The sequence below is a fragment of the Citrobacter sp. S46_ASV_140 genome (genome assembly GCF_018919545.1).
Classification (GTDB): domain Bacteria; phylum Pseudomonadota; class Gammaproteobacteria; order Enterobacterales; family Enterobacteriaceae; genus Citrobacter; species Citrobacter braakii.
Genome location: NZ_JAHLRC010000057.1, coordinates 1 through 26,762 on the forward strand (window position 1 = coordinate 1; position 26,762 = coordinate 26,762).

The following is a 26,762-nucleotide window of genomic DNA, read 5'->3' on the forward strand; positions in this document are numbered from 1 at the left end:
CTGGCACCGTTCTTTTTCATCATGATTAGTTTCTCGCTAAAATCATGGCTGAACGAAAGCGACCTGAAGGTTTATATAGACACCCTGACCGGTTGCTTTAATCGCCGAATACTCGACATCATCAAGCGCCGAGATTTATCACACTGTTCGGTGGTGCTACTGGACTGCAATAAGTTCAAGGCCGTCAATGATACCTGGGGTCACGCGGCAGGCGATCGTGCGCTGCAAATTATCGCCAACAGGATGTTATCAAACACCCGCACCAGTCACGATATTGTGATTCGTACCGGCGGGGATGAATTTATGATCCTGCTGTTTCGCTCGCAGGCAACTGATGCCATCGCAATCGCTCAACGTATCAGCGGGCAGGTGACCAGCCATGTGTTTGTAGTGGACGGTCATACTGTGCCATTGTCAGTATCGTGGGGGATTGCAGAGGTGAACGGTGAACTGGATGTGGCTATTCAGAATGCAGATAGCGCCATGTATAAAATGAAGCACACGAAAGAAGCGTAAAACCGCCAGAAGTCTCTGGCGGTTGATTTAGCTTACTGCCGTGTGGCGGCTTTCATCGCGCTGACAAAAGCTTTCAGCTCAGCGAGCATCTGTTCCGGTGCCGCAACATTTTTCTCAATGATTTTCACAATTGCCGAGCCGGAAATAGCGCCAGCAGCGCCAGCGTCAATCGCGCCGGTTACCTGTTCAGGCGCAGAGATACCAAACCCCTGTAAAGAAGGTGGAGCATCATATGCTTTCAACTTTTCGACCAGGTGATGCAGCGGTAACGCCGCTCGATTTTCTGCACCGGTCACGCCCGCACGCGAAAGCAAATAGGTATAGCCGCGGCCATGAGAGGCTATCTGGCGCAGCAGTTCTTCATCAGCGTTCGGTGGGCAGATAAAAATTGGCGCAATGTTGTGGCGGAGCGCCGCAGCTCTGAATGGCGCGGACTCCTCAACGGGAACATCGGCTACTAACACGGAATCCACGCCCACTTTTTCACACTGGGCGTAAAACTCGTCAATGCCCTTGCTAAACACCAGGTTGGCATACATCAGCAAGCCAATGGGAATCGTAGGGTGCTTCTGGCGAATCAGCGCCAGCATTTCAAAGCATTGCGACGGTGTGACGCCGGCGGCAAACGCACGCAGGGTGGCTTCCTGAATGGTTGGACCGTCAGCCAGCGGATCGGAGAACGGAATACCGAGCTCAAGGGCATCGGCACCGGCTTCAATCAGCGTATCAATGATTTTCAGTGACTGCTCAACAGACGGATCGCCCAGAGTTACGAAGGGGACAAAAGCACCTTCTTTGCGGTCCTTCAGCTGTGCAAACAGGTTTTCGTAACGTTCCATCAGATTTCCCCTCGCGCTTTCAGAATATCGTGTACGGTGAAAATGTCTTTGTCGCCGCGACCGGAGAGATTAACCACCAGTAACTGCTCTTTTTCCGGGTTTTCACGCATCATTTTCAATGCGTGTGCCAGGGCATGGGAGGACTCCAGCGCCGGAATAATCCCCTCGTGCAGACACAGCGTTTTGAAGGCCTCAAGCGCTTCGTCGTCGGTGATCGAAACATAATCGGCGCGACCAATGCTGTTCAGATACGCATGCTGCGGCCCGACAGACGGGAAATCCAGCCCCGCGGAAATAGAGTAAGACTCTTCAATCTGTCCTTCTTCGGTCTGCATCATCGGGGATTTCATGCCGAAGTAAATCCCGACACGACCATGCTTCAACGGTGCGCCATGTTCCCCTGACTCAATCCCATGACCGCCAGGCTCGACGCCAATCAGACCGACGCTGGTTTCATTAATAAAGTCCGCGAACATACCGATGGCGTTAGAACCTCCGCCCACGCAGGCGATAACCGCGTCCGGCAGGCGACCTTCTTTTTCAAGGATCTGCGCTTTAGTTTCCTCGCCGATCATGCGCTGAAATTCACGAACAATGGTCGGGAAGGGATGTGGACCCGCCGCCGTACCGAGCATATAGTGCGCGGTATCGTAGCTGCCAGACCAGTCGCGCAGCGCTTCGTTACAGGCATCTTTCAGCGTTGCAGAACCGCTGTGAACCGGGATAACTTCAGCCCCCATCAGACGCATACGGAAAACGTTTGGCGACTGGCGTTCAACGTCTTTTGCACCCATATAAATACGGCATTTCAGCCCCAGCAGTGCGCTGGCGAGAGCTGATGCAACACCGTGCTGGCCCGCGCCGGTTTCGGCGATGATCTCCGTTTTCCCCATACGCTTCGCCAGCAACGCCTGGCCCAACACCTGGTTGGTTTTGTGCGCGCCGCCGTGCAGCAAATCTTCACGTTTGAGATACAGCGTAGTGTTGGTGCCTTGAGTAATGTTCTGGCATTTGGTCAGGGCAGTTGGACGACCAGCATAGTTTTTCAGCAGGTCTGTAAACTGCGCCTGAAATTCAGGATCCTTTTGCGCGCTGACAAAAGCTTCTTCCAGCTGGCGCAGGGCAGGCATCAGAATCTGTGGCACATACATACCGCCAAATTCACCAAAATACGGATTGAGTAATGTTGTCATGTCCTTTTCCTTAATATGCGCGCAGCGTCTGAAAGACCGAAGCCAAAAGACGTGCATCCTTGATGCCCGGCTGTGACTCTACGCCAGAATTGAAATCGAGACCGGCACAGCCGGTTTTTGCCGCGTCAACGCAGTTATCAGCGCCGAGTCCGCCAGCCAGTAAAACGTTATCCAGCGATTGTCCGCCTAAAAGTGACCAGTCGAAGCGTTGACCGCTGCCGCCCTGACCATTGTCGAATACGTATTTATCGACGTGCTGATAATCACGAGCTGGCAACGTTTCGCTGACGCTTAACGCCTTCCAGATTTGCACCTGTTCGGGGAGCGCGTCGCGCAGGGAGTCAACATAGGCCTGGTCTTCGCTACCATGCAATTGCACGGCTGTTAGCCCCAGAGCCACCGCTGTTTCGCGCACGTCGGTGATCTCTGCGTTGCGAAACACCCCGACATATTGCAGCGGTGCGCCGGTCATGACCTCGCGCGCGAGTTCAACGCTGACCGCGCGTGGCGATGTGGACACAAAAATCAACCCGCCGTATATGGCACCCGCTTCGTATGCCGCGTTTGCATCCTGAGCCCGTGTTAAACCGCAGACTTTATTTTCGCCGAGCAGAACGCGACGCACGGCAGCATGCAGATCATCATGCGACATCAACGCAGAGCCAATCAGAAAACCGTTGGCGAAGTGGCTGAGTTCTCGCACTTGACCATAGGTATTGATGCCGGACTCGCTGATGACGGTTACGCCATGACCCAGTCGCGGCGCCAGTTGGCGGGTGCGATTCAGATCAATCGACAGGTCGCGTAAGTCACGGTTGTTGATACCGACCACTTTGGCACCCAGTGCGATAGCACGCTCCAGCTCTTCATCGTTACTGACTTCGGTCAGTACGCCCATTTTCAAACTGTGGGCGACGGCGGCGAGTTGACGATATTGCTCATCATCAAGCACCGACAGCATCAGCAGACAGGCGTCCGCCTGATAGAAGCGCGCCAGGTAAATCTGGTAAGGATCGATAATAAAGTCCTTACACAGAATCGGTTGCGGTGCGATGCGGCTGACGATGGGCAGGAAATCAAAGCTCCCCTGAAAATATTTCTCATCGGTCAGTACGGAAATCGCGGAAGCATATTGTTTATATACGCCCGCAATCTGTGCCGGGTCGAAGTCATCACGGATCACGCCTTTTGACGGAGACGCTTTTTTGCACTCCAGAATAAAGGCGGTGCGTGCACCTTGCAGCGCATCGTAGAAATCACGAGCGCTGGGTTGAACATCATTCTGAAAGCTGGCCAGCGGTTGTTGCTGTTTGCGGGCTTCTACCCAAATCGCCTTGTCTGCGACAATTTTCGCTAAAACGGTTTGCATCATTTACCCTCTTGCTGCCAGTGCAGTGACACGGTCATAGGCCGCACCGCTGCGCAGTACATTAATCACGGTTTGCGCATTGGCTTTTAAATCTTCTTCACCGTGCAGGCGCATTAACATGGCGACATTCGCGGCAACAGCAGCTTCATGAGCGGCTTCACCTTTACCTTGTAACAAGCGACTAAGAATGTCACGGTTTTCTTCCGGCGTGCCGCCAGCCAGCTGTTCCTGGTGGTAAGGCGTCAGGCCAAAGTCTTCTGCCGTCAGTTGATAGCTCTTGATTTCGCCATCATGCAGCTCCGCCACAATGGTCGGTGCATGCAGGGAAACTTCATCCATGCCGCCGCTGTGCACCACGGCTGCCCGCTGATACCCCAACACGCGCAGCGTTTCGGCAATTGGCAGCACCAGTTCCGGACTGTAAACGCCAATCAGCGCCAGCGGCGGATGTGCCGGGTTAATCAACGGACCGAGGACGTTAAACAGCGTACGGGTTTTCAACTGTTGGCGTACCGGCATGGCATGGCGAAAACCGGTGTGGTATTTCGGCGCAAACAAGAAACACACACCGAGGTCGTCAAGTGCCTGACGGGATTTATCGGCGTTCATATCCAGATTGATGCCAAAAGCCGCTAACAGATCCGAAGAGCCCGACTTGCTGGAGACGCTGCGGTTGCCGTGTTTGGCGACTTTCAGTCCGCAAGCGGCCGCCACAAAGGCGCTGGCGGTGGAAATATTGATACTGTTGCTGCCATCACCGCCGGTACCGACAATATCGGCAAACAGATAATCAGGCCGCGGGAACGGGGCGGCGTTTTCCAGCAGCGCGGTTGCCGCACCGGCAATTTCATTCGGGTGCTCGCCGCGAATTTTCATGCTCACCAGCGCCGCAGCCAGTTGTTCCGGCTTCAGTTCACCGCGTACCACGGCGGAGAACAGCTGGTGGCTTTCCTGCTGAGACAGCGTCTGGGCCTGATACAGTTTCTCCAGAATAGGTTGCAGGGTATTGGTCTGTTCGAGTTTCTGTTGCGCCCAGGCCAGCGTTTGCTCCAGCAGACGAGCGCCCTGGGTGGTCAGAATGGATTCTGGATGGAACTGGAAGCCACATACGCGATCGGTATCGTGACGTACCGCCATCACCATGCCGTTAAAGTGGGCGTTGATGGTCAATCCGGCCGGAACGTTGCTGCCAACCAGCGAGTGATAGCGCGCCACCGGCAGCGGATTTGCCAGACCGGCGAACATTGCCTGACCGTCGTGTTCAATGCTGGACGCTTTGCCGTGCAGGATTTCCCCAGCCTGTCCCACGTATCCACCATAGGCCTCGACAATGGCCTGATGCCCCAGACAAATGCCGATGATTGGCAGCTTGCCGCGCAGGCGGGTTAACAGCTCCGGCATGCAGCCCGCTTCGCTTGGCGCACCTGGACCTGGGGAGAGCATCAGCACCGGATTTTTCATGGTCGCTAAGCGGTCTATTAATGTCTGGGCAGGAATATGGTTGCGGTAAATCACCACGTTATGACCGTTAGTACGCAGCTGATCTGCCAGGTTATAGGTAAAAGAGTCGATATTATCGAGCAGCAGAATGTCAGCCATTAGAAGGTCTCCTGTGCGTGGTGTGCGGTGGCGATAGCACGCAGAACCGCACGCGCTTTATTACGGGTTTCATCGGCTTCTGACTGCCCAACGGAATCCAGAACAATTCCGGCGCCAGCCTGTACGGTGGCAATACCGTCTTCCACGAGGGCGGAACGAATCACAATACAGGTATCCAGATCGCCATGGGCCGTGAAGTAACCTACTGCACCGCCATAGCTGCCGCGACGACGGCCTTCGGCCTCGGCGATAAGCTGCATGGCGCGAACTTTCGGCGCGCCGCTTAGCGTACCCATGTTCATACAGGCGCGGTAAGCATGCAGCACATCCAGATCGCTACGCAGCTCGCCGACTACGCGGGAAACCAGGTGCATAACGAAGGAATAACGATCCACTTTGGTGAGGTCAGCAACGTAGCGGCTGCCGGGCGTACAGATGCGCGCCAGGTCGTTACGCGCAAGGTCTACCAGCATCAGGTGTTCGGAAAGCTCTTTATGATCGGTACGCATCTCCAGCTCAATACGGCTGTCGAGATCGCGGTCCAGCGAACCGTCCGCACGACGACCGCGTGGGCGGGTCCCGGCAATCGGATAGATTTCAATCTGCCGGCTGGTGGCATCGTATTTCAGCGAGCTTTCCGGAGAGGCGCCGAACAGTGTGAAATCGTTGTCCTGCATAAAAAACATGTACGGGCTGGGGTTACTTTTCTTCAGCACATAGTAGGCCGCCAGCGGTGACGGGCAGGGCAGCGAGAAACGACGGGATGGAACCACCTGGAAAATTTCGCCAGCGCGAATGGCTTTTTGCATACCACGAACCACGGCGGCAAACTCTTCATCGCTCTGATTGCATTCGCAGCGCATGTGCGGAACTTCAGTGACGGGCAGCGGCGGCGCAGGTTCGGTAAGCTGCTGGCTCAGTTGCGCCAGACGGGCATTAAGACGCTGTTTTTCTGCATCGCTGGGGGTAAATATGCTGGCCTGAATGCGGGTGCTTTTCTTCTGATGGTCGATGACCATGAGCGTTTCTGCCAGATAGAAGCAGTAGTCAGGGCAACGGTTGCCCGCTTCAAGCTGAGGTAAATCTTCAAAACCGGCAACCAGGTCGTAGGAAAACAGACCGCCGAAGAACATCGCTTCACGTTCTTGCGCAGGAACATTAACCAGCTCCTGCAATAAACGGAAGGCATCAAATACGGACAGGGAACATAAGCGGGCGTCTTCATCCAGCAGCGGGCTAACGGCAGGGAATCGCAGATGGCGACCATTCGGTTGTTGTTTGTTCTCAACGCCCGCTGGCAGGGCAGCATCCAGCAGCGGCAGCAGCGATGCGCCGTTAGCGGATAATGCCTGAATGGTGACAGTGTCACCGATGGCGGTAATGCGTAATGCGCTGTCGACCAGCAGCAGGCTCTTCAGATCGTCTTTGCTGTCGATATCGGCAGATTCCAGCAGCAGCGTTGCCGGACGTGCGCCACACACCTGATGAAACAGCGCCGTCGGATTTTCACGGTAGGCGGCATCGCAGGCAAGCAGTTCGAGTGTCGGTTTTTGTGTTTGCATCGTTATTCTCATTAATTTTGTTCAAAAAAAAGCCCGCTCATTTGGCGGGCCGGGTATCTGGTTGCATATTGCAGACGTAAGACACTGCCCGAAATCAGGAAGTGCGCCACCAACCGTGCAGAACAAATGTTGCTTTCATCTCAGATACCTTCTTCATGTGAACTTGCGTACTAGTTAACTAGTTCAATGGAATAAAGTCAACACCTGATTTCAGTATATTTGTCTAAACCGCTATGATGGGCGGGTTAAGACATTTAGTGAAACGGGAGCCGCATTGAGCGACACGAATTACGCAGTGATTTATGACCTGCACAGTCATACTACAGCCTCCGATGGGCGATTAACGCCAGAAGCCTTAGTACACCGTGCGGTAGAGATGCGAGTCGGTACACTGGCGATCACCGATCATGACACCACGGCGGGTATTGCGGCGGCAAGAGAAGAAATTTCACGTGCGGGTTTAGCGTTAAATTTGATCCCTGGCGTCGAGATATCAACAGTCTGGGAAAACCATGAGATCCATATCGTGGGTCTGAACATTGATATCGCCCATCCAATGATGTGCGAATTTCTGGCGCAGCAAACGGAACGTCGTCAGCAGCGCGCGCGCCTGATTGCTGAACGACTCGATAAAGCGCATATTCCCGGTGCGTGGGAAGGGGCATTACGCCTGGCTGATGGCGGGGCGATCACTCGGGGGCATTTTGCGCGTTTCCTGGTGGAATGCGGAAAAGCCACAACCATGGCGGATGTCTTTAAAAAATATCTTGCCCGTGGGAAAACCGGTTACGTTCCGCCACAGTGGTGTACAATAGAACAAGCTATTGATGTCATTCATCATTCTGGCGGTAAGGCAGTTCTGGCTCATCCTGGGCGGTACGATCTTAGCGCTAAGTGGCTGAAAAGACTGGTTGCGCATTTTGCTGAACATCACGGCGACGCGATGGAAGTGGCACAGTGCCAGCAGTCTCCCAATGAACGCACCCATCTGGCGACGCTTGCGCGTCAGCATCAACTGTGGGCATCGCAAGGGTCTGATTTTCATCTACCCTGCCCATGGATTGAGCTGGGTCGTAAACTCTGGTTGCCCGCAGGCGTAGAAGGCGTCTGGCAACTTTGGGAACAGCCCGAGACCACAGAGAGGAAAGTATGAGCCAGTTTTTTTATATTCATCCCGAAAACCCACAGCAGCGACTGATCAATCAGGCCGTTGAAATCGTGCGTAAAGGAGGGGTGATCGTCTATCCAACTGATTCCGGCTATGCGTTGGGTTGCAAAATTGAAGATAAAGGCGCAATGGAGCGCATTTGTCGCATCCGTCACCTGCCGGACGGGCACAACTTTACGCTGATGTGTCGTGACCTGTCCGAACTGTCGACCTATTCGTTTGTCGACAACGTGGCTTTCCGTTTAATTAAAAACAACACGCCGGGTAACTACACGTTCATCCTGAAGGGGACGAAAGAAGTACCGCGCCGACTGTTGCAGGAAAAACGTAAGACCATTGGTTTGCGTGTACCCTCGAATCCGATTGCGCTGGCGCTGCTGGAAGCGCTGGGCGAGCCTATGCTCTCTACATCACTGATGCTGCCGGGCAGCGAATTTACCGAGTCAGATCCGGAAGAAATCAAAGATCGTCTGGAGAAAGTGGTGGATTTGATTATCCACGGTGGATATCTCGGCCAGCAGCCAACCACGGTTATCGATTTAACCGATGATTCCCCGGTGGTATTGCGCGAAGGCGTCGGCGACGTTAAACCTTTCTTATAAGGGCGCGAACCGCTATACTACGCGGCCTTAAAATGGCGCTGACTGGCGCCGTTGATTCTCCTGTTCGACGCCTGTGAAGGCGACATCTAAAGGAAGCTCTATGAGCGAAAAGTTACAAAAAGTGCTGGCGCGTGCTGGCCACGGTTCTCGCCGTGAAATTGAATCCATAATTGCCGCGGGTCGCGTGAGCGTTGATGGCAAAATTGCCACGCTCGGCGATCGCGTTGAAGTTACGCCGGGTCTGAAAATCCGTATCGACGGTCATCTGATTTCGGTGAAAGAATCTGCGGAGCAAATCTGCCGTGTTCTGGCTTATTACAAGCCAGAAGGTGAACTGTGTACCCGTAACGACCCGGAAGGTCGTCCGACCGTGTTTGATCGTCTGCCAAAACTGCGCGATGCGCGCTGGATTGCCGTGGGACGTCTGGACGTGAATACCTGTGGTTTACTGCTGTTTACCACCGATGGCGAACTGGCGAACCGTCTGATGCACCCAAGCCGCGAAGTTGAACGTGAATATGCGGTGCGTGTGTTTGGTCAGGTTGATGACGCGAAACTGCGCGATCTGAGTCGTGGCGTGCAGCTGGAAGATGGTCCGGCCGCATTTAAAACGATCAAGTTCAGCGGCGGTGAAGGGATCAACCAGTGGTATAACGTCACGTTGACCGAAGGGCGTAACCGTGAAGTCCGTCGCCTGTGGGAAGCCGTGGGCGTGCAGGTAAGTCGTCTTATCCGTGTACGTTACGGTGATATCCCACTGCCGAAGGGCCTGCCGCGTGGCGGCTGGACGGAACTTGACCTCGCGCAGACCAACTATTTGCGTGAACTGGTGGAACTGAAGCCGGAAACTACCTCTAAAGTTGCCGTCGAGAAAGATCGTCGCCGTATGAAGGCAAACCAGATCCGCCGTGCGGTGAAGCGCCACTCTCAGGTTGGCGGCAGCCGTCGTCCGGGCGGTCGCAGCAACAACGGTTAATCATGAGTAGGCCTGATAAGCAACGCGCCATCAGGCGTTAGCGTGGAGCCGGATGCGGCGTAAGCGCCTTATCCGGCCTACTGTCAGTAATCGATCCCCATCTGGGCTTTCACGCCCGCTTCAAAGGCGTGCTTAACCGGCCGCAGTTCGCTGACCGTATCCGCTAACTCCAGAATATCGCGATGACATCCACGACCGGTGATAATGACCGTTTGATGGGCAGGGCGCGCGTTTAGGGCATTGATGACCTCGTCGAGCGGCAGATAGTCGTATGCAACCATGTAGGTCAGCTCGTCCAGTATCACCATATCCAGCTCAGCGTCGGCCAGCATCCGCTTGCCGTGTTCCCATACGGCCATGCAGGCTGCGGTGTCGGACTCGCGGTTCTGCGTTTCCCAGGTAAATCCTGTCGCCATGACCTGAAACTCAACGCCGTGGGGTTCGAGTAAGTTTCGTTCACCGTTTGGCCACGTCCCCTTAATAAATTGCACTACGCCAACTTTTTTACCGTGGCCTACTGCGCGCGTGGCGGTACCGAACGCGGCGGTGGTTTTACCCTTACCATTTCCGGTGAACACAATAATAATTCCGCGCTCGTCTCTGGCGGCGGCAACACGGGCGTCAACCCGGTCTTTTACGCGCTGCTGGCGCTGCTGATAGCGTTCTTCACTCATTGGGCGATTCCTGGTTTACGGCCCGGCTGGGCATCGAAAGTCATACCGGTTTTACGGCGGCTGTCATCGCCCATCAGCCACAGGTAGAGCGGCATAATATCGGCGGGGGTTTTCAATTTTTGCGGATCTTCCGTCGGGAACGCGCTGGCTCGCATGCCGGTACGCGTTCCACCAGGATTGATACAGTTTACGCGCAGGTGGCGGTTCTGATATTCATCAGCCAGAACCTGCATCATTCCTTCGGTAGCAAATTTGGAGGTGGCGTATGCCCCCCAGTTGGCGCGCCCCTGGCGACCGACGCTGGAGGAGGTAAAGACCAGCGATCCGGCATCGGATTTGAGCAACAACGGCAGCAATGCCTGAGTCAGCATAAAGGTGGCGTTCACGTTTACCTGCATCACGTCCTGCCATACCTGCGGGTTTTGCTCGCTCATCGGGCAAATGTCACCGAGCAATCCGGCATTATGCAATACGCCATCCAGACGCGGGAAATGCGCGGCAATGCGCTGTGCGAGCTGGTGGCATTCGTCAGACGTACAGGTGAGCAGATCCAGCGTGAACCAGTGTGGTTGCGTACCTTTTTCTTCGGCGATGGAGCGGGCAACCTGACGCAACTTTTCTTCGTTACGCCCTAACAGAATCACGGTCGCGCCGTAACGCGCGTAGGTCTGTGCGGCTTCACGTCCGATACCATCGCTGGCACCGGTGACCAGAATAATGCGGTCCTGTAGAAGATCTTGTTTCGGTTGATAATGCACGGCTACTCCTCGGCGACGTCCTGGCCATCTCGTTCGCGATAACTTTTGGGCTTTATGCCTTAAACCCTGTTCTTTTTCAATCAGCCAAAGGCAATAACACCGCAAAATGAACGCGTTGTCATGCTTTTTACTGAATGGATGAAGCAAGACGGGTTAACAAGGCTGTTGTACACTGAGCGAAAGTAGCGTTGTTTAACCAAGGTGGGTCACGTGGAATTGTTGTCTGAATATGGGTTGTTTTTGGCAAAAATTGTCACTGTCGTGGTGGCTATTGCGGTGGTAGTTATGCTGATCGTAAACGCGACACAACGCAAACGTCAGCGTGGGGAATTGCGGGTTATTAATCTCAGCGATCAATATAAAGAGATGAAAGAAGACCTGTCGCTGGCCTTATTGGATGGGCATCAGCAAAAATTCTGGCATAAGGCGCAGAAAAAGAAACACAAGCTTGAGACGAAGGCCGCTAAGGCAAAAGCGAAACTGGGAGACAGTACGTCATCTGATAAACCACGGGTATGGGTACTTGATTTTAAAGGCAGTATGGATGCCCATGAGGTCAGCGCATTACGCGAAGAGGTGACGGCAGTGCTGGCGGTCGTTAAACCCCAGGATCAGGTCGTAGTTCGTCTGGAAAGTCCGGGCGGCGTAGTACACGGCTATGGCCTGGCCGCGTCCCAGTTACAACGTCTGCGCGATAAGCAGATCCCGCTGACCGTTACGGTAGATAAAGTCGCTGCGAGCGGCGGATATATGATGGCCTGCGTGGCGGATAAAATTGTCTCGGCGCCGTTTGCTATTGTCGGCTCTATTGGCGTTGTGGCACAGATCCCGAACTTTCACCGCTTCCTGAAAGGGAAAGATATTGATATCGAACTGCACACCGCCGGACAGTACAAGCGTACGCTGACCCTACTTGGTGAAAACACGGAAGAAGGGCGGCAGAAATTCCGCGAAGACCTGAACGAAACCCATCATCTGTTTAAAGATTTTGTACAGCGCATGCGTCCGGCTCTGGACATTGAGCAGGTTGCCACGGGTGAACACTGGTTTGGTCAACAGGCGCTGGCCAACGGGCTGGTGGATGAGATCAATACCAGTGATGAGGTGATCCTCGGACTGATGGACGGTCGTGACGTATTAAACGTACGTTATCTGCAGCGTAAAAAACTGATGGACCGTTTTACCGGCAGTGCCGCCGAGAGCGCCGATCGTTTACTGATGCGCTGGTGGCAGCGGGGGCAAAAACCGCTGATGTAAAATTGTAATTGCCGGATGAGGCGCAGCCGTCATCCGGCAAATCATTTCTCGTGTTAATCGATCAAGTGATACTTTTCAGAAAGTACGTGCGCCAGATGTTTAAACATATTAAACACCGCCGTACTTTTTGGCGTCGGTAGCCCTTGCTCGTCTAAAAAGTAATCTCCGCTGAAAACCAGCACGCCATTTCGCTGCGTTACGCCGGTGGCGACAATCCCCGCCAGCGTGTCCTCATGCTCACGAATGATTTTGTTGGCTTCAATCAGCAGTGTTTCGCGATCGATGGGTTGAGTGTCTTTATGCATTATTTACTCCTTAAACAAGGACATTAGTCTACGCCGAGCCCGGCTTATGGGCAAATATTCCCTGACTTAAATGAAGGTCTTACGACAGTGTTGCAAGTGGCGAGATTTGTTTTTGCATGCTAATAAAGTTGCGTAACGCATTTTATCAGGTACAGTGTGACGCTTTCGTCAATCTGGCAACAGATTTGCTTGACATTCGACCAATACTCCGTCGTGCTATAGCGTTTGTGAGCGAAAAAGCCTGTTAACTCAGTTACATGAGAGTTACATTACAAGCGCGAATCAGTTTAAGGGTTGATATCCGCCGACGCAGAGACCATATCGATGTCTCGTCGCCAGTGGAAGGTGAATCAACGTGCGACGCATTCTGGAAGAATCAAATTAGGTAAAGGTGAATATGGGTAAAGCTCTTGTCATCGTTGAGTCCCCGGCAAAAGCCAAAACGATCAACAAGTATCTGGGTAATGACTACGTGGTGAAATCCAGCGTCGGTCATATCCGTGATTTGCCGACCAGTGGCTCAGCAACTAAAAAGAGCGCCGACTCAACCTCCACCAAAACGGCTAAAAAGCCCAAAAAGGATGAACGTGGCGCTCTCGTCAATCGTATGGGTGTTGACCCGTGGCACAACTGGGATGCGCGCTATGAAGTGCTGCCTGGTAAAGAAAAAGTTGTTTCTGAACTGAAGCAACTGGCTGAAAAAGCCGACCACATCTATCTCGCAACCGACCTTGACCGCGAAGGGGAAGCCATTGCGTGGCACCTGCGGGAAGTGATCGGTGGCGACGACACCCGCTACAGTCGCGTGGTGTTTAACGAAATTACCAAAAACGCTATTCGTCAGGCGTTTGAAAAACCGGGCGAGCTGAACATCGACCGCGTCAATGCGCAACAGGCGCGCCGCTTTATGGACCGTGTTGTGGGCTATATGGTGTCGCCGCTGCTGTGGAAAAAAATTGCGCGAGGCCTGTCAGCAGGCCGCGTACAGTCGGTTGCCGTGCGTCTGGTGGTTGAGCGTGAACGCGAAATCAAAGCATTCGTTCCAGAAGAGTTCTGGGAAATTGATGCTAACACGACCACGCCAGGCGGCGACGCGTTACCGCTTGAGGTGACGCATCAGAATGATAAACCGTTCCGTCCGGTCAACCGGGAACAAACGCTTGCCGCTGTTAGCCTGTTGGAAAAAGCGCGCTACAGCGTTCTGGAACGTGAAGATAAGCCGACCAGCAGCAAGCCGGGTGCGCCGTTCATCACCTCCACGCTACAGCAGGCCGCCAGCACGCGTCTGGGCTTCGGCGTGAAGAAAACCATGATGATGGCGCAGCGCTTGTATGAAGCGGGCTACATCACTTATATGCGTACTGACTCAACCAACCTGAGCCAGGATGCGGTGAACATGGTTCGCGATTACATCAGCGATAATTTCGGCAAAAAGTATCTGCCGGAGAGCGCGAACCAGTACGCCAGCAAAGAGAACTCGCAGGAAGCGCACGAAGCTATCCGTCCTTCCGATGTCGCCGTTCAGGCGGAATCGCTGAAAGATATGGAAGCCGATGCGCAAAAACTGTATCAGCTGATCTGGCGTCAGTTTGTTGCCTGTCAGATGACGCCTGCTAAATATGATTCCACCACGCTGACGGTGGGTGCGGGTGATTTCCGTCTGAAGGCGCGTGGTCGTATTCTGCGCTTCGATGGCTGGACGAAAGTGATGCCTGCGCTGCGTAAGGGCGATGAAGACCGCATTTTACCAGCGGTGGATAAAGGCGATACGTTGACGCTCATCGAACTGACACCTGCGCAACACTTTACCAAACCGCCTGCGCGCTTCAGTGAAGCTTCGCTGGTTAAAGAGCTTGAAAAACGTGGTATTGGTCGTCCATCCACGTATGCGTCGATCATTTCTACGATTCAGGATCGCGGTTATGTTCGCGTTGAGAACCGTCGCTTCTACGCTGAAAAAATGGGTGAAATCGTCACCGATCGTCTGGAAGAAAACTTCCGCGAACTGATGAACTACGACTTTACCGCGCAGATGGAAGACAGTCTCGACCAGGTGGCAAATCACGAAGCCGAATGGAAGGGCGTACTCGACAACTTCTTCACTGATTTTACTCAGCAACTGGATAAAGCCGAGAAAGATCCTGAAGAGGGCGGTATGCGTCCGAACCAGATGGTGCTGACCAGCATTGATTGCCCAACCTGCGGACGCAAGATGGGTATTCGTACCGCCAGCACCGGCGTTTTCCTGGGTTGTTCTGGCTATGCGCTTTCCCCGAAAGAGCGTTGCAAAACCACCATTAACCTGGTGCCGGAAAATGAAGTGCTGAACGTGCTGGAAGGCGACGATGCGGAAACCAACGCTTTGCGCGCCAAACGTCGCTGCCAGAAGTGCGGCACGGCGATGGACAGCTACCTTATCGATCCTAAGCGCAAGCTGCATGTATGCGGTAATAACCCTACCTGTGATGGCTATGAGATCGAGGAAGGCGAATTCCGCATCAAGGGTTATGACGGTCCTATCGTTGAGTGCGAGAAATGTGGCTCTGAAATGCACCTGAAAATGGGACGTTTCGGCAAGTACATGGCGTGTACCAACGACGAGTGCAAAAATACCCGTAAGATCCTGCGTAACGGTGAAGTTGCTCCACCGAAAGAGGATCCGGTTCCGTTGCCAGAACTGCCGTGTGAAAAATCTGATGCGTATTTCGTGTTACGTGATGGTGCTGCAGGTATCTTCCTGGCGGCAAATACGTTCCCGAAATCACGTGAGACACGTGCGCCGCTGGTTGAAGAGTTGTACCGCTTCCGCGATCGTCTGCCGGAAAAACTGCGCTATTTGGCAGATGCGCCGCAGACTGACCCGGACGGCAACAAGTCGATGGTTCGTTTCAGCCGTAAAACCAAGCAGCAATACGTTGCTGCGGAGAAAGACGGTAAGGCGACCGGCTGGTCCGCGTTCTTCGTTGACGGTAAATGGGTAGAAGGGAAGAAATAACAGCATTCCGGCTGAATTTCTCCTCAAAGGGTCGCGTAAGCGGCCCTTTTTGTTTCTGGCGTATTATTTTTTGTCATCCCTATACAGCTCACATAGAAATGATATAGTGGTTATAGTTAACACACTTTTTATTATTAAATCGTATTAGCAGCGCCAACGAGCCTGCTCTGAAACGATGATTTGATGGCGCAAATCGGGATGGCTTAACATGAAATTACAGCAGCTTCGCTACATTGTTGAGGTGGTGAACCACAACCTTAATGTCTCCTCAACGGCGGAAGGGCTTTATACCTCTCAGCCAGGTATCAGTAAGCAAGTTCGTATGCTGGAAGATGAACTTGGCATCCAGATTTTTGCCCGTAGCGGTAAGCACCTGACCCAGGTTACGCCAGCGGGGCAGGAAGTCATTCGAATCGCGCGAGAAGTTTTGTCGAAGGTGGATGCCATTAAGTCCGTTGCTGGCGAACATACCTGGCCGGACAAAGGCTCACTGTATATCGCCACCACGCACACTCAGGCGCGTTACGCTTTGCCGAACGTTATTAAAGGCTTTATTGAGCGTTATCCACGCGTCTCATTGCATATGCACCAGGGGTCGCCGACGCAAATCGCCGAAGCCGTCTCGAAAGGGAATGCAGATTTTGCTATCGCGACGGAAGCCCTGCACCTGTATGACGATCTGGTGATGCTGCCTTGCTACCACTGGAACCGTTCGATTGTCGTTACGCCGGACCATCCGTTGGCGGGCAAATCCGCCGTATCCATTGAAGAACTGGCGCAGTACCCGCTGGTGACCTACACGTTTGGATTTACCGGACGTTCGGAACTGGACACCGCGTTCAACCGTGCGGGGCTTGAGCCGCGTATAGTTTTTACCGCGACCGATGCCGATGTCATTAAGACCTATGTACGCCTGGGCCTCGGCGTGGGGGTAATTGCCAGTATGGCGGTTGATCCTGTCTCCGACCCTGACCTGGTGCGCGTTGATGCCCATGATATCTTCAGCCATAGCACCACCAAGATTGGTTTTCGTCGCAGCACTTTTTTACGCAGTTACATGTATGATTTTATTCAACGTTTCGCGCCGCATCTGACGCGTGATGTGGTAGATACGGCGGTGGCGCTACGTTCCAACGACGATATTGAAGCCATGTTTAAAGATATTAAATTGCCTGAGAAATAATAACGGCTGTTACCTCGTCGGTATCCTCAAACATAAAGCGATACCGACGGCAGAGTCTGAATCTATTCAATATTTTTCCTCTATATATTAACCATATATTGTTTATGGTAAACACTTGCTAAAGTAGTTTCAAATTAGTAAGGTCGCCAAAAACCCCTCTCAAATATTTATAACCGATCAAATAATTAATTTATTTATCAGGTCGAGCATGAAAATTAACTGGCTTTTTTTGACCTTTTTTATTAGGATTCCTCCTATCTGATGATTAATTGTACCGATTGTTTGGTGCTTAAATGATAAGTGATTTCGATAGTATGAGGTTAGCGATGCCTTCAGGAAACCAGCCAGCACGCCGGGATCCCGTGATGAAACGTAAAGCCTGGTTCGCTGTGTTTCTTGGCTCTGCCGTGTTCTGGATTATTGTCGCGCTCGTGGCCTGGAACGTGTGGGGGTAGGTCATGTCCACACTGGAACAACGCTCCACCGTGATGCCATCTCCGGATGACCCTGAACAAGAGAGTCAACGCAGCGCAGAGAATAAGCCGAATATTCCAGCGACCTGGAAACTCTCTCCTGAACAACGGACGTTTATCGATCTGTTTGCGGATGATGATGAACAGAAACAATAATTGATACGAATTTTATAATTATTATTAGTCCGTTGTCTTGTACTGCAAATATTTTATTCCGGGCAATCGTGATGAGCCATGCTTATCACCGTATTAACCTTGACCGCTTAAACCTTTCTCCTCGCCAGATACTTCAGTTGCCCCTTTTGTAGCCCTCCACTTTTATCAATTTGAGTTGTTATCAAAGCGTTACATTTTGTTTGTGTTATCTTTAATACTAACCCTGAGGAAAACCAGGGGATCCAACCCTGTCATTAAGGAGGAGCTATGTCGTCGACCCTACGAGAAGCCAGTAAGGACACATTGCAGGTTAAAGATAAAACCTACCGTTACTACAGTCTGCCGCTGGCCGCTAAATCACTGGGTGATATCACCCGTTTACCGAAATCGCTAAAAGTTTTGCTGGAAAACCTGCTTCGCTGGCAGGACGGTAATTCCGTTACCGAAGATGATATTCATGCGCTTGCGCATTGGCTGAAGACCGCCCATGCCGATCGAGAAATTGCCTATCGACCTGCTCGTGTTCTGATGCAGGATTTTACCGGCGTGCCGGCGGTGGTCGATCTCGCCGCCATGCGCGAAGCGGTAAAACGTCTGGGTGGGGATACGGCAAAAGTGAATCCGCTTTCGCCAGTGGATCTTGTCATTGACCACTCGGTAACGGTGGATCGTTTCGGTGATGATGATGCTTTCGAAGAAAACGTGCGTCTGGAAATGGAACGTAACCATGAACGTTATGTGTTCCTGAAATGGGGACAGCAGGCATTTAGTCGCTTCAGCGTTGTACCGCCGGGTACGGGGATTTGCCACCAGGTTAACCTTGAGTATCTTGGCAAAGCTGTCTGGAGCGAGTTACAGGACGGTGAGTGGGTGGCTTATCCCGATACACTGGTCGGTACCGATTCCCATACCACGATGATTAATGGTCTCGGTGTGCTGGGCTGGGGCGTTGGAGGCATTGAAGCTGAAGCGGCAATGCTGGGTCAACCGGTCTCAATGCTGATCCCAGATGTTGTGGGCTTTAAACTGGTGGGTAAATTGCGGGAAGGCATCACTGCCACCGACCTGGTTCTGACCGTCACCCAGATGCTGCGTAAGCACGGTGTCGTCGGTAAATTCGTTGAATTCTACGGTGATGGGTTGGACACCTTACCTCTGGCCGATCGAGCAACCATTGCGAACATGGCACCGGAATACGGCGCAACCTGCGGTTTCTTCCCGATCGATGACATTACCCTTGAGTATATGCGTCTGAGCGGGCGCAGTGAGGAACAGGTTGAGTTGGTCAATGCCTATGCTAAAGCGCAGGGAATGTGGCGTAACCCAGGGGATGAACCTGTGTTTACCAGTTCGTTGGAGCTGGATATGGGCAGCGTAGAGGCAAGCCTTGCTGGACCGAAGCGTCCGCAGGATCGGGTGGCGCTGGCTGATGTGCCGAAAGCCTTTTCGGCGAGTAATGAACTCGAGGTGAATAGCTCGCTGAAAGACCGCCAGCCAGTGGACTATACCATGAGCGGTCAGCAGTATAAGCTGCCGGACGGCGCGGTGGTGATAGCCGCTATCACCTCTTGTACCAACACCTCAAACCCAAGCGTATTGATGGCGGCGGGGCTGCTGGCGAAAAAAGCCGTAACGCTTGGTTTGAAACGTCAGCCATGGGTGAAAGCCTCGTTGGCGCCAGGATCGAAGGTGGTTTCCGATTATCTGGCAAAGGCTGGGTTCACTCCGTACCTTGATGAGCTGGGATTTAATCTTGTGGGTTATGGCTGTACCACCTGTATTGGCAACTCTGGACCCTTACCCGATCCTATCGAAACAGCCATCAAAAAAGGCGATCTTACGGTTGGGGCAGTGCTTTCTGGAAACCGTAACTTTGAAGGTCGTATCCATCCGCTCGTGAAGACCAACTGGCTGGCGTCTCCGCCGCTGGTGGTGGCCTACGCGCTGGCGGGGAATATGAACATCAACCTGACGAAAGATCCGTTAGGCCATGACAGAAAAGGCGATCCTGTTTATCTGAAAGATATTTGGCCGACAGCCAAGGAAATTGCCCGCGCCGTTGAGCAGGTCTCTACCGCCATGTTCCATAAAGAGTATGCTGAAGTCTTTGAAGGCACGCCAGAATGGAAAGCAATCCAGGTTGATCGCGCTGATACCTATGGCTGGCAGTCTGACTCGACCTATATCCGTTTGTCACCGTTCTTCGATGGTATGCAGGCTACGCCGGATCCGGTTCAGGACATTCACGGTGCGCGTATTCTGGCGATGCTCGGAGATTCTGTTACCACCGACCATATTTCTCCTGCCGGCAGTATTAAGCCAGACAGCCCAGCGGGGCGTTATCTGCAAAGCCATGGCGTTGAGCGTAAAGATTTTAACTCCTACGGTTCACGACGCGGGAATCATGAAGTGATGATGCGTGGTACCTTTGCCAATATTCGTATTCGCAATGAGATGGTACCTGGCGTGGAAGGTGGCATGACGCGTCATTTGCCGGGAACCGAAGTGGTGGCTATTTATGATGCGGCCATGCAATACCAGCAGGAGAACGTGCCTCTGGCGGTGATTGCCGGGAAAGAATATGGATCCGGATCCAGCCGCGACTGGGCGGCGAAAGGCCCACGTTTGCTGGGCGTTCGCGTGGTTATCGCAGAGTCTTTTGAGCGAATTCACCGTTCTAACCTGATTGGCATGGGCATTTTACCGCTGGAGTTCCCGCAGGGCGTCACGCGTAAAACGCTGGGATTAACCGGTGAGGAGGCGATCGATATTACGGACCTACAAAACATTAAACCGGGGGCGACAGTTCCGGTGAGTATGGTCCGCGCAGATGGGCGTAAAGAGGTGATTCTATGCCGCTGTCGCATTGATACCGCGACGGAGCTAACGTATTACCAAAACGACGGCATTCTGCACTACGTGATTCGTAATATGTTGAATTAAAATGCAAAAAAGCCTGCGAGAGCAGGCTTTTTGATAGGCGGTGACAACGATTATTTGCCCAGCAAATGTCCCATCTTGGCGGCTTTGGTGTCCAGATAATGTTCATTTTTTGGATTACGGCCCACGATCAGCGGCACGCGCTCAACAATATTGATTCCCGCTTCGGTCAGGATTTCAACTTTCTTCGGGTTATTGGTCAGCAAACGTACCGCATCCACGCCCAGCAGCTTGAACATATCGGCACACAGCGTGAAATCGCGCTCGTCTGCCGCAAATCCCAACTGATGATTCGCTTCAACGGTATCATAACCCTGGTCCTGCAACGCGTAAGCGCGGATTTTGTTGAGCAGGCCAATGTTGCGTCCTTCCTGACGGTGATAAAGAAGAATACCACGTCCTTCTTCAGCAATGTGGGTGAGGGCCGCTTCGAGCTGGAAACCGCAATCGCAACGCAGGCTAAACAGCGCATCGCCAGTCAGACATTCGGAGTGGACGCGCGCCAGGACAGGTGTTTGGCCTGTGATATCGCCAAAAACCAGTGCGACATGATCGTGTCCGGTTGCCAGTTCTTCAAATCCCACCATCAGGAAATCACCCCAGGGGGTTGGCAGTTTGGCTTCTGCCACACGTTTAAGCTGCATGTAATTCTCCAGATTATGCTGGCACTCGTCGTGCCTTCGCCTGTCGGCTTCTGTTCTGTATTACACTATTTTGCCATAAGGCAACTACGTTCACCTAATCGCGACCACGGATTCGCTTTTGGAATGGCACAAAATTGTCAATTTTCCCGACGTGTGAATTTTTCAGTTATGATTGTGATACTTATCGACGAAAGGAGAGGCAATGCTGTCTATTGCAAAGCGCACCGCAGTGGGGACCGGACTGCTACTTATCATGCCGGTTGCCGTATGGGTATCAGGCTGGAGCTGGCAGCCGGGGCACAATGTCTGGTGGTTAAAGTCCTTGTACTGGGTAACGGAAACGGTGACGCAGCCGTGGGGAATTATCACTCACGTTGCGCTTTGTGCGTGGTTTCTGTGGTGCCTGCGTTTTCGTCTTAAAGCCGCGGTAATGCTGTTTGCTATTCTGGCAGCGGCGATTTTAGTGGGACAGGGCGTGAAGTCCTGGGTAAAAGACAGGGTGCAAGAACCGCGACCTTTTGTCGTGTGGCTGGAAAAAACGCACCATATTCCGGTTGATGAGTTCTACACTTTAAAACGTAAAGATCGTGGGCATTTAGTCAAAGAACAATTGGCTGAACAGCAGGATATTCCAACGTTTTTACGCAAGCACTGGCAAAAAGAAACGGGGTTTGCCTTTCCGTCCGGACATACGATGTTTGCCGCCAGTTGGGCTTTACTGGGCGTAGGGCTGTTATGGCCGCGCAGACGTACGCTGACGATTGTGTTTTTGCTGGTCTGGGCGACCGGCGTGATGGGCAGCCGCTTGCTGTTAGGCATGCACTGGCCCCGTGATTTGGTGGTGGCAACGCTGATTTCGTGGCTGCTGGTGACGCTGGCAACCTGGCTTGCACAGCGGGTATGCGGACCATTAACCCCACCAGTGCAGGAGAAAAAAGAAATCGCGCAGCGAGAACAAGAAAGCTAGCGATGATTGATTTTTCAAATTTTGCCCTCAAATCAGAAAGTGGAAAGCGCTTTTCCGTTTCGCACTCGTTGTGAAAATGGTAATTTAAAGGGCTCAACGCGGTAAGTTGGACACGATTTATTCGCTCAAACCACATAACGGGAAGTAATGTGAAATATTTACTCATTTTCTTACTGGTGTTGGCGATTTTTGTTATTTCGGTGACATTGGGTGCGCAAAACGATCAACAGGTTACGTTTAATTACCTGCTGGCTCAGGGTGAGTATCGTATCTCTACGCTGCTTGCTGTATTGTTTGCCGCAGGGTTTGCGATTGGTTGGCTAATTTGCGGCCTTTTCTGGCTGAAGGTTCGTGTGTCTCTTGCGCGCGCCGAACGTAAAATTAAACGACTGGAAAACCAGCTTGCGCCTGCGACCGACGTTGCGGTATCTGCCGATTCGTCGGTTGTGAAGGAATAATTATTTATGTTGGAGTTGTTGTTTCTGCTTTTACCTGTAGCCGCTGCCTATGGGTGGTATATGGGTCGCAGAAGTGCGCAACAAACCAAGCAGGATGAAGCTAACCGTCTTTCTCGTGACTATGTCGCCGGGGTTAACTTCCTCCTGAGCAACCAACAAGATAAAGCGGTGGATCTGTTCCTTGATATGCTAAAAGAGGACACAGGCACCGTTGAGGCTCATCTCACCCTCGGAAACCTGTTCCGCTCTCGCGGTGAAGTCGATCGCGCAATCCGCATCCATCAAACGTTAATGGAAAGTGCCTCGCTGACCTACGAGCAGCGTTTGCTGGCCGTGCAACAGCTGGGGCGCGACTACATGGCCGCGGGACTGTACGACCGCGCGGAAGACATGTTCAATCAGCTTACCGATGAAACTGATTTTCGGGTTGGCGCATTACAACAACTGTTGCAAATTTATCAGGCCACCAGCGAATGGCAAAAAGCCATTGATGTCGCAGAGCGTCTGGTAAAACTCGGCAAAGACAAACAGCGTAATGAGATAGCCCACTTCTACTGCGAACTGGCCTTACAGCAAATGGGTAGCGACGATATGGATCGCGCCATGACGCTGTTGAAAAAAGGCGCCGCGGCAGACAAAAACAGTGCACGGGTATCCATCATGATGGGTCGCGTGTACATGGAAAAAGGTGATTACGCGAAGGCGGTTGAAAGCCTGCAACGGGTCATTTCCCAGGACAAAGAGCTGGTCAGCGAAACGCTGGAAATGCTGCAAAGCTGCTACCAGCATCTGGGGAAAAACGATGAGTGGGCGGAGTTTTTACGTCGGGCCGTCGAGGAAAATACTGGTGCCGCCGCCGAACTGATGCTGGCTGATATTCTTGAGGCGCGTGAGGGGGCTGATACCGCTCAGGTCTATATCACTCGTCAGCTGCAACGTCATCCTACGATGCGCGTGTTCCACAAGCTGATGGATTATCATCTTCACGAAGCAGAAGAAGGGCGTGCCAAAGAGAGCCTGATGGTTCTGCGCGATATGGTCGGAGAGCAGGTACGCAGTAAACCGCGTTACAGCTGCCAGAAGTGCGGTTTTACGGCGTATACGCTGTACTGGCACTGTCCATCCTGCCGTTCATGGTCAACCATTAAGCCCATTCGCGGACTTGATGGGCTGTAATTTTTAAAAAAACCTCATTTTAGTTACAACATACTGTTGGTGTGTAATAGAACCATCCTCAACCTCTGCTGCCGGTTCGCCTGGCAGAAATGTAATCGCGCCTGTTAATTTTCTATTACCGCAGGTAGAATGCACGCCGTTTACCCATTTCGCGCCGCCGTGGGCGCCCATCCTCAAGAAGGTCTGGTCATGACGTTTACTGCTTCATCTTCTTCTCGTGCTGTTACCGATTCTCCTGTCGTTGTCGCTCTCGATTATTCTAATCGCGATAAAGCATTAGCTTTTGTCGACAGAATTGATCCTCGTGATTGCCGTTTGAAAGTGGGCAAAGAGATGTTCACGCTTTTTGGACCTCAGTTGGTTCGCGATCTACAACAGCGTGGTTTTGACGTCTTTCTTGATTTGAAATTTCATGATATTCCCAATACCACCGCACATGCAGTTGCCGCTGCTGCCGAACTTGGCGTCTGGATGGTTAACGTTCACGCTTCTGGCGGGGCGCGTATGATGACTGCAGCCCGTGAAGCCTTAGTGCCTTTTGGCCAGGACGCGCCGTTGCTGATTGCCGTGACGGTTCTGACCAGTATGGAAGCCAGCGACCTCGCCGATCTCGGCGTGACGTTGTCACCTGCAGATTATGCTGAAAGACTGGCGCGCTTAACCCAGAATTGTGGTCTGGACGGTGTCGTATGCTCAGCTCAGGAAGCGGTGCGATTCAAGCAGGCGTTGGGCCAGGCATTTAAGCTGGTGACGCCGGGGATTCGTCCAGAAGGCAGCGAGGCGGGCGATCAGCGTCGTATTATGACACCGGAACAGGCGCAATTAGCAGGTGTGGATTACATGGTGATTGGTCGTCCGGTCACCCAGTCGGCCGATCCCGCGCAGACGCTGAAGATGATCAATGCTTCCCTGAAACGAGGTGCGTAAATGAACGACTCAAACTCTCGTCTGGTCTACTCTACCGACTCCGGGCGTATTGATGAACCGAAAACAGCGCCTGAGCGTCCAAAAGGCGATGGCATTGTTCGTATCCAGCGCCAGACCAGTGGTCGCAAAGGGAAGGGCGTGTGCCTGATTACCGGTATTGATCAAGACGATGCCGAACTGACCAAATTAGCCGCAGAACTGAAGAAAAAGTGTGGTTGCGGTGGAGCAGTGAAAGATGGCGTGATTGAAATTCAGGGGGATAAACGCGACCTGATTAAATCGCTGCTGGAAGCTAAAGGAATGAAAGTTAAACTGGCTGGCGGTTAATAAAAAAGCCACGGAAATTTTCCGTGGCTTTTTAATAATACAGACCTGAAAAAGTAAACGTATTATTATATCGAGCCGTTTAACCGTAGATTATTTACCCACCTGGTGGCCGATAATACCACCTACTGCAGCACCACCCAGCGTACCCAGCGTGCTGCCGTCAGTCAGGACTGCACCACCTATTGCACCTGCACCAGCACCGATTGCGGTGTTACGATCTCGTTTGGACCAGTTAGAGCAGGCACTCAGCGACATTGCCAGAGTAATCGCCAGAATGGCAGCGGTCATTTTTTTGCTCGTTACTAACATAATACTTTCTCCTGAATTATTGATTCACGGAATCCAGTGTTCTTTAAGGATAGCGTCAAATTAAGACTATCGAAGATATTTCCGTGAAACCGTTTAGCGAAGGCATTACAAACACTATCCTGAAGTTGGAGGTTCGTTCCTGTTATATCGCTAACATTAATTTTACGACTTTATCCTGTTAACGACAGGTAAAAAGTCTTAATTGGATTGTCAGATAACTCTCAGAGAGCAGATGATTTGTCTGCTGACAAACCATCTACTGAAGATTTTATGTGTGGGCATCAATGATATTGACGATTAATCCTGAATGTTCGAGCTGCATTTGTACGCTGGCGCTGAGTCTGGAGTCCGTTACTACGCGGCTGAATCGCTCTAATGGACCCAGCGTGTAAGGGTGAATGGCGTCGAATTTTGAGCTGTCGGTCAACACAATAACTTCTGCGCCTTTTTCCAGCACCGCGTTAACCACGTCAGAACGCATCATATCGCGTCCGGTAAAACCGGTATCAGCCTGCCAGCCGTCAATGCCGATAAAGGCCTTACTGAAGTGTACCTGCTGGATAAACTGGCGAGTTAAGGGGCCGACCATGCTCTCACTTTTTTTCTGGTAAATTCCACCGAGAAGAATCACTTCACAGGGCGTTTCTTTGAGCAGATGAGCAATGTAGCTGCTCACGGTGATGATGGTGACATCTTTTTGCTCTGCCAGCGTTCTGGCCAGAAGTGCATTGCTGCTGCCATTCTCAATGAATACGGATTCGCCTGGACTGACCAGAGATGCAGCGAATTCAGCCAGTTCACGTTTCAGAGTGAAATTGGTCATCATGCGCGTTTCAACATCATCGCTGTTCAATGAAACAGCAAAACCGTGGGCTCGGCGTAAGTAACTCTGTTTTTCCAGCGTGTTCAGATCTTGTCGAATCGTCACTTCGGAGACACCGGTGACTTTTGCCAGATCGGCGACGCTCATCTGACCTTTATCGGTCACCATCTGCAAAATAGATTGTTGTCGGGAATTCATAGTATTAATTTTATTGCGATATCGTATCGGAAATTAAACGGAAACTGCATTATCTGCAGTTGCTGATAGCAGCGACATCAAAAGATCACTGTCATCAGATCTCCCATGGCGCCTTCTGCTTTTTCGCCAAAGATTCGGCATCTTCTTTGACCGTATCTAACAGTTCAGCTTTCAGAATTTCAAGATTGTGGATGGCTGAGTGGTAATCACCTGCAACGAGGATATCCAGCACGGTATCAATACGTTCGGCCAGACGCTGAGCGTCGATATCAGACATGGTCGTCATCCTAATGGCAATAGAGTTTGAATTTCATGATGCAGAATTTCATGGCAAAAGAGAAGGGAAAAATAGTATTAACCTGAACGAT

28 protein-coding genes and 1 other annotated feature are annotated in these 26,762 nt (G+C 52.3%); of the genes, 15 read left to right on the forward strand and 13 right to left on the reverse strand.

Annotated elements, in window-relative coordinates; all coding sequences use genetic code 11:
• Nucleotides 1–516, forward strand: a 516-nt coding sequence (locus KQJ19_RS14900; RefSeq protein WP_216403810.1) for a GGDEF domain-containing protein, incomplete at its 5' end; no start/stop codon positions are given.
• Between the two features lie 32 nt (nt 517–548).
• Here KQJ19_RS14900 and trpA read toward each other — a convergent pair.
• The 6 genes from trpA to trpL form a co-directional block, all read right to left on the reverse strand.
• Entirely contained in the window at nt 549–1,355 is an 807-nt protein-coding gene (gene trpA / locus KQJ19_RS14905; RefSeq protein WP_016156657.1) for a tryptophan synthase subunit alpha, read from the reverse strand.
• Nucleotides 1,355–2,548, reverse strand: a complete 1,194-nt coding sequence (trpB, locus tag KQJ19_RS14910) for a tryptophan synthase subunit beta (RefSeq protein WP_003020645.1) — start codon at nt 2,546–2,548, stop codon at nt 1,355–1,357. Before trpB ends, trpA begins: the two co-directional genes overlap by 1 nt.
• A gap of 10 nt (nt 2,549–2,558) precedes the next feature.
• A complete protein-coding gene (trpCF, locus tag KQJ19_RS14915; protein ID WP_216403813.1) occupies nt 2,559–3,917 on the reverse strand; it encodes a bifunctional indole-3-glycerol-phosphate synthase TrpC/phosphoribosylanthranilate isomerase TrpF in 1,359 nt (452 codons plus the stop codon).
• Nucleotides 3,918–3,920: 3 nt separating this feature from the next.
• Nucleotides 3,921–5,516: a bifunctional anthranilate synthase glutamate amidotransferase component TrpG/anthranilate phosphoribosyltransferase TrpD gene (gene trpD / locus KQJ19_RS14920; protein WP_003020639.1), complete on the reverse strand. Its 1,596-nt coding sequence runs from the start codon at nt 5,514–5,516 to the stop codon at nt 3,921–3,923.
• Nucleotides 5,516–7,078 carry an anthranilate synthase component 1 gene (locus tag KQJ19_RS14925; protein ID WP_016156654.1) on the reverse strand — a complete coding sequence of 521 codons (1,563 nt, stop codon included), beginning with the start codon at nt 7,076–7,078 and terminating at the stop codon, nt 5,516–5,518. The genes trpD and KQJ19_RS14925 overlap by 1 nt, the downstream gene beginning before the upstream one ends.
• Before the next feature lie 23 nt (nt 7,079–7,101).
• Nucleotides 7,102–7,196: a sequence feature (Trp leader region), on the reverse strand.
• The gene (trpL, locus tag KQJ19_RS14930) at nt 7,173–7,217 is read right to left on the reverse strand and encodes a trp operon leader peptide (RefSeq protein ID WP_012905981.1); all 45 of its coding nucleotides are present in this window, start codon (nt 7,215–7,217) and stop codon (nt 7,173–7,175) included. It overlaps the preceding feature by 24 nt.
• A 135-nt stretch (nt 7,218–7,352) precedes the next feature.
• Here trpL and rnm point away from each other — a divergent pair, with 135 nt between their 5' ends.
• The 3 genes from rnm to rluB all read left to right on the forward strand — a co-directional run bounded on the left by rnm (nt 7,353) and on the right by rluB (nt 9,824).
• Nucleotides 7,353–8,231: an RNase AM gene (gene rnm, locus KQJ19_RS14935; protein ID WP_029139558.1), complete on the forward strand. Its 879-nt coding sequence runs from the start codon at nt 7,353–7,355 to the stop codon at nt 8,229–8,231.
• Nucleotides 8,228–8,848 carry an L-threonylcarbamoyladenylate synthase gene (locus KQJ19_RS14940; RefSeq protein WP_016153256.1) on the forward strand — a complete coding sequence of 207 codons (621 nt, stop codon included), beginning with the start codon at nt 8,228–8,230 and terminating at the stop codon, nt 8,846–8,848. Before rnm ends, KQJ19_RS14940 begins: the two co-directional genes overlap by 4 nt.
• Before the next feature lie 100 nt (nt 8,849–8,948).
• On the forward strand, nt 8,949–9,824 hold the full coding sequence (gene rluB, locus KQJ19_RS14945; protein ID WP_006684306.1) for a 23S rRNA pseudouridine(2605) synthase RluB: 876 nt from the start codon (nt 8,949–8,951) through the stop codon (nt 9,822–9,824).
• A gap of 83 nt (nt 9,825–9,907) precedes the next feature.
• Here the strand turns inward: rluB and cobO are convergent, their stop codons facing one another.
• Together cobO and KQJ19_RS14955 are read right to left on the reverse strand one after the other, a co-directional pair.
• Nucleotides 9,908–10,498: a cob(I)yrinic acid a,c-diamide adenosyltransferase gene (gene cobO, locus KQJ19_RS14950; protein ID WP_016153255.1), complete on the reverse strand. Its 591-nt coding sequence runs from the start codon at nt 10,496–10,498 to the stop codon at nt 9,908–9,910.
• A complete protein-coding gene (locus tag KQJ19_RS14955; RefSeq protein WP_016156651.1) occupies nt 10,495–11,256 on the reverse strand; it encodes a YciK family oxidoreductase in 762 nt (253 codons plus the stop codon). Before KQJ19_RS14955 ends, cobO begins: the two co-directional genes overlap by 4 nt.
• A 210-nt stretch (nt 11,257–11,466) precedes the next feature.
• Between KQJ19_RS14955 and sohB the strand changes: the two genes are divergently transcribed.
• Nucleotides 11,467–12,513, forward strand: a complete 1,047-nt coding sequence (gene sohB / locus KQJ19_RS14960) for a protease SohB (protein WP_200052053.1) — start codon at nt 11,467–11,469, stop codon at nt 12,511–12,513.
• Nucleotides 12,514–12,566: 53 nt separating this feature from the next.
• Here the strand turns inward: sohB and KQJ19_RS14965 are convergent, their stop codons facing one another.
• Entirely contained in the window at nt 12,567–12,818 is a 252-nt protein-coding gene (locus KQJ19_RS14965) for a YciN family protein (RefSeq protein WP_003020616.1), read from the reverse strand.
• 397 nt (nt 12,819–13,215) lie between these two features.
• Between KQJ19_RS14965 and topA the strand changes: the two genes are divergently transcribed.
• The 5 genes from topA to acnA all read left to right on the forward strand — a co-directional run bounded on the left by topA (nt 13,216) and on the right by acnA (nt 20,568).
• Nucleotides 13,216–15,813, forward strand: coding sequence for a type I DNA topoisomerase (gene topA, locus KQJ19_RS14970; protein ID WP_016153252.1), 2,598 nt, complete (start codon nt 13,216–13,218; stop codon nt 15,811–15,813).
• A 208-nt stretch (nt 15,814–16,021) separates the two neighbouring features.
• Nucleotides 16,022–16,996, forward strand: a complete 975-nt coding sequence (cysB, locus tag KQJ19_RS14975; RefSeq protein WP_016153251.1) for an HTH-type transcriptional regulator CysB — start codon at nt 16,022–16,024, stop codon at nt 16,994–16,996.
• 314 nt (nt 16,997–17,310) lie between these two features.
• The gene (locus KQJ19_RS14980) at nt 17,311–17,451 is read left to right on the forward strand and encodes a YmiA family putative membrane protein (protein ID WP_213238933.1); all 141 of its coding nucleotides are present in this window, start codon (nt 17,311–17,313) and stop codon (nt 17,449–17,451) included.
• Nucleotides 17,452–17,454: 3 nt separating this feature from the next.
• On the forward strand, nt 17,455–17,625 hold the full coding sequence (locus KQJ19_RS14985) for a hypothetical protein (RefSeq protein WP_216403811.1): 171 nt from the start codon (nt 17,455–17,457) through the stop codon (nt 17,623–17,625).
• A 267-nt stretch (nt 17,626–17,892) separates the two neighbouring features.
• The gene (gene acnA, locus KQJ19_RS14990) at nt 17,893–20,568 is read left to right on the forward strand and encodes an aconitate hydratase AcnA (RefSeq protein ID WP_016153248.1); all 2,676 of its coding nucleotides are present in this window, start codon (nt 17,893–17,895) and stop codon (nt 20,566–20,568) included.
• A 50-nt stretch (nt 20,569–20,618) separates the two neighbouring features.
• Here acnA and ribA read toward each other — a convergent pair whose 3' ends face one another.
• Nucleotides 20,619–21,209 (reverse strand): GTP cyclohydrolase II, encoded by a 591-nt coding sequence (ribA, locus tag KQJ19_RS14995; protein WP_016153247.1) that lies wholly within the window; start codon nt 21,207–21,209, stop codon nt 20,619–20,621.
• A gap of 202 nt (nt 21,210–21,411) precedes the next feature.
• Here ribA and pgpB point away from each other — a divergent pair, with 202 nt between their 5' ends.
• The 5 genes from pgpB (at nt 21,412) to yciH (ending at nt 25,064) form a co-directional block, all read left to right on the forward strand.
• A complete protein-coding gene (gene pgpB / locus KQJ19_RS15000) occupies nt 21,412–22,176 on the forward strand; it encodes a phosphatidylglycerophosphatase B (protein WP_141875230.1) in 765 nt (254 codons plus the stop codon).
• 149 nt (nt 22,177–22,325) lie between these two features.
• Complete coding sequence (locus KQJ19_RS15005; protein ID WP_006684318.1) at nt 22,326–22,634, forward strand: LapA family protein; 309 nt, start codon at nt 22,326–22,328, stop codon at nt 22,632–22,634.
• A gap of 6 nt (nt 22,635–22,640) precedes the next feature.
• A complete protein-coding gene (gene lapB / locus KQJ19_RS15010; RefSeq protein ID WP_047417273.1) occupies nt 22,641–23,810 on the forward strand; it encodes a lipopolysaccharide assembly protein LapB in 1,170 nt (389 codons plus the stop codon).
• A 189-nt stretch (nt 23,811–23,999) separates the two neighbouring features.
• Nucleotides 24,000–24,737: an orotidine-5'-phosphate decarboxylase gene (gene pyrF / locus KQJ19_RS15015; RefSeq protein WP_200052097.1), complete on the forward strand. Its 738-nt coding sequence runs from the start codon at nt 24,000–24,002 to the stop codon at nt 24,735–24,737.
• Nucleotides 24,738–25,064 carry a stress response translation initiation inhibitor YciH gene (gene yciH, locus KQJ19_RS15020; protein ID WP_016153243.1) on the forward strand — a complete coding sequence of 109 codons (327 nt, stop codon included), beginning with the start codon at nt 24,738–24,740 and terminating at the stop codon, nt 25,062–25,064.
• A 90-nt stretch (nt 25,065–25,154) separates the two neighbouring features.
• Here yciH and osmB read toward each other — a convergent pair whose 3' ends face one another.
• The 3 genes from osmB to KQJ19_RS15035 form a co-directional block, all read right to left on the reverse strand.
• Nucleotides 25,155–25,373: an osmotically-inducible lipoprotein OsmB gene (osmB, locus tag KQJ19_RS15025; protein ID WP_003020583.1), complete on the reverse strand. Its 219-nt coding sequence runs from the start codon at nt 25,371–25,373 to the stop codon at nt 25,155–25,157.
• A gap of 268 nt (nt 25,374–25,641) precedes the next feature.
• Nucleotides 25,642–26,394: a DNA-binding transcriptional regulator YciT gene (locus KQJ19_RS15030; RefSeq protein WP_216403812.1), complete on the reverse strand. Its 753-nt coding sequence runs from the start codon at nt 26,392–26,394 to the stop codon at nt 25,642–25,644.
• A 94-nt stretch (nt 26,395–26,488) separates the two neighbouring features.
• Nucleotides 26,489–26,680, reverse strand: a complete 192-nt coding sequence (locus KQJ19_RS15035) for a hypothetical protein (RefSeq protein WP_181599207.1) — start codon at nt 26,678–26,680, stop codon at nt 26,489–26,491.
• Between the last annotated feature and the right edge of the window lie 82 nt (nt 26,681–26,762).

What these genes read in the sequence shown, in the direction of transcription:
- trpA (WP_016156657.1), bottom strand. Translation starts at nt 1,355, where the DNA reads ATGGAACGTTACGAAAACCTGTTTGCACAGCTGAAGGACCGCAAAGAA.
- trpB (WP_003020645.1), bottom strand. Translation starts at nt 2,548, where the DNA reads ATGACAACATTACTCAATCCGTATTTTGGTGAATTTGGCGGTATGTAT.
- trpCF (WP_216403813.1), bottom strand. Translation starts at nt 3,917, where the DNA reads ATGCAAACCGTTTTAGCGAAAATTGTCGCAGACAAGGCGATTTGGGTA.
- trpD (WP_003020639.1), bottom strand. Translation starts at nt 5,516, where the DNA reads ATGGCTGACATTCTGCTGCTCGATAATATCGACTCTTTTACCTATAAC.
- KQJ19_RS14925 (WP_016156654.1), bottom strand. Translation starts at nt 7,078, where the DNA reads ATGCAAACACAAAAACCGACACTCGAACTGCTTGCCTGCGATGCCGCC.
- KQJ19_RS14940 (WP_016153256.1), top strand. Translation starts at nt 8,228, where the DNA reads ATGAGCCAGTTTTTTTATATTCATCCCGAAAACCCACAGCAGCGACTG.
- rluB (WP_006684306.1), top strand. Translation starts at nt 8,949, where the DNA reads ATGAGCGAAAAGTTACAAAAAGTGCTGGCGCGTGCTGGCCACGGTTCT.
- cobO (WP_016153255.1), bottom strand. Translation starts at nt 10,498, where the DNA reads ATGAGTGAAGAACGCTATCAGCAGCGCCAGCAGCGCGTAAAAGACCGG.
- KQJ19_RS14965 (WP_003020616.1), bottom strand. Translation starts at nt 12,818, where the DNA reads ATGCATAAAGACACTCAACCCATCGATCGCGAAACACTGCTGATTGAA.
- topA (WP_016153252.1), top strand. Translation starts at nt 13,216, where the DNA reads ATGGGTAAAGCTCTTGTCATCGTTGAGTCCCCGGCAAAAGCCAAAACG.
- cysB (WP_016153251.1), top strand. Translation starts at nt 16,022, where the DNA reads ATGAAATTACAGCAGCTTCGCTACATTGTTGAGGTGGTGAACCACAAC.
- KQJ19_RS14980 (WP_213238933.1), top strand. Translation starts at nt 17,311, where the DNA reads ATGAGGTTAGCGATGCCTTCAGGAAACCAGCCAGCACGCCGGGATCCC.
- KQJ19_RS14985 (WP_216403811.1), top strand. Translation starts at nt 17,455, where the DNA reads ATGTCCACACTGGAACAACGCTCCACCGTGATGCCATCTCCGGATGAC.
- acnA (WP_016153248.1), top strand. Translation starts at nt 17,893, where the DNA reads ATGTCGTCGACCCTACGAGAAGCCAGTAAGGACACATTGCAGGTTAAA.
- ribA (WP_016153247.1), bottom strand. Translation starts at nt 21,209, where the DNA reads ATGCAGCTTAAACGTGTGGCAGAAGCCAAACTGCCAACCCCCTGGGGT.
- pgpB (WP_141875230.1), top strand. Translation starts at nt 21,412, where the DNA reads ATGCTGTCTATTGCAAAGCGCACCGCAGTGGGGACCGGACTGCTACTT.
- lapB (WP_047417273.1), top strand. Translation starts at nt 22,641, where the DNA reads ATGTTGGAGTTGTTGTTTCTGCTTTTACCTGTAGCCGCTGCCTATGGG.
- pyrF (WP_200052097.1), top strand. Translation starts at nt 24,000, where the DNA reads ATGACGTTTACTGCTTCATCTTCTTCTCGTGCTGTTACCGATTCTCCT.
- yciH (WP_016153243.1), top strand. Translation starts at nt 24,738, where the DNA reads ATGAACGACTCAAACTCTCGTCTGGTCTACTCTACCGACTCCGGGCGT.
- osmB (WP_003020583.1), bottom strand. Translation starts at nt 25,373, where the DNA reads ATGTTAGTAACGAGCAAAAAAATGACCGCTGCCATTCTGGCGATTACT.
- KQJ19_RS15030 (WP_216403812.1), bottom strand. Translation starts at nt 26,394, where the DNA reads ATGAATTCCCGACAACAATCTATTTTGCAGATGGTGACCGATAAAGGT.
- KQJ19_RS15035 (WP_181599207.1), bottom strand. Translation starts at nt 26,680, where the DNA reads ATGACGACCATGTCTGATATCGACGCTCAGCGTCTGGCCGAACGTATT.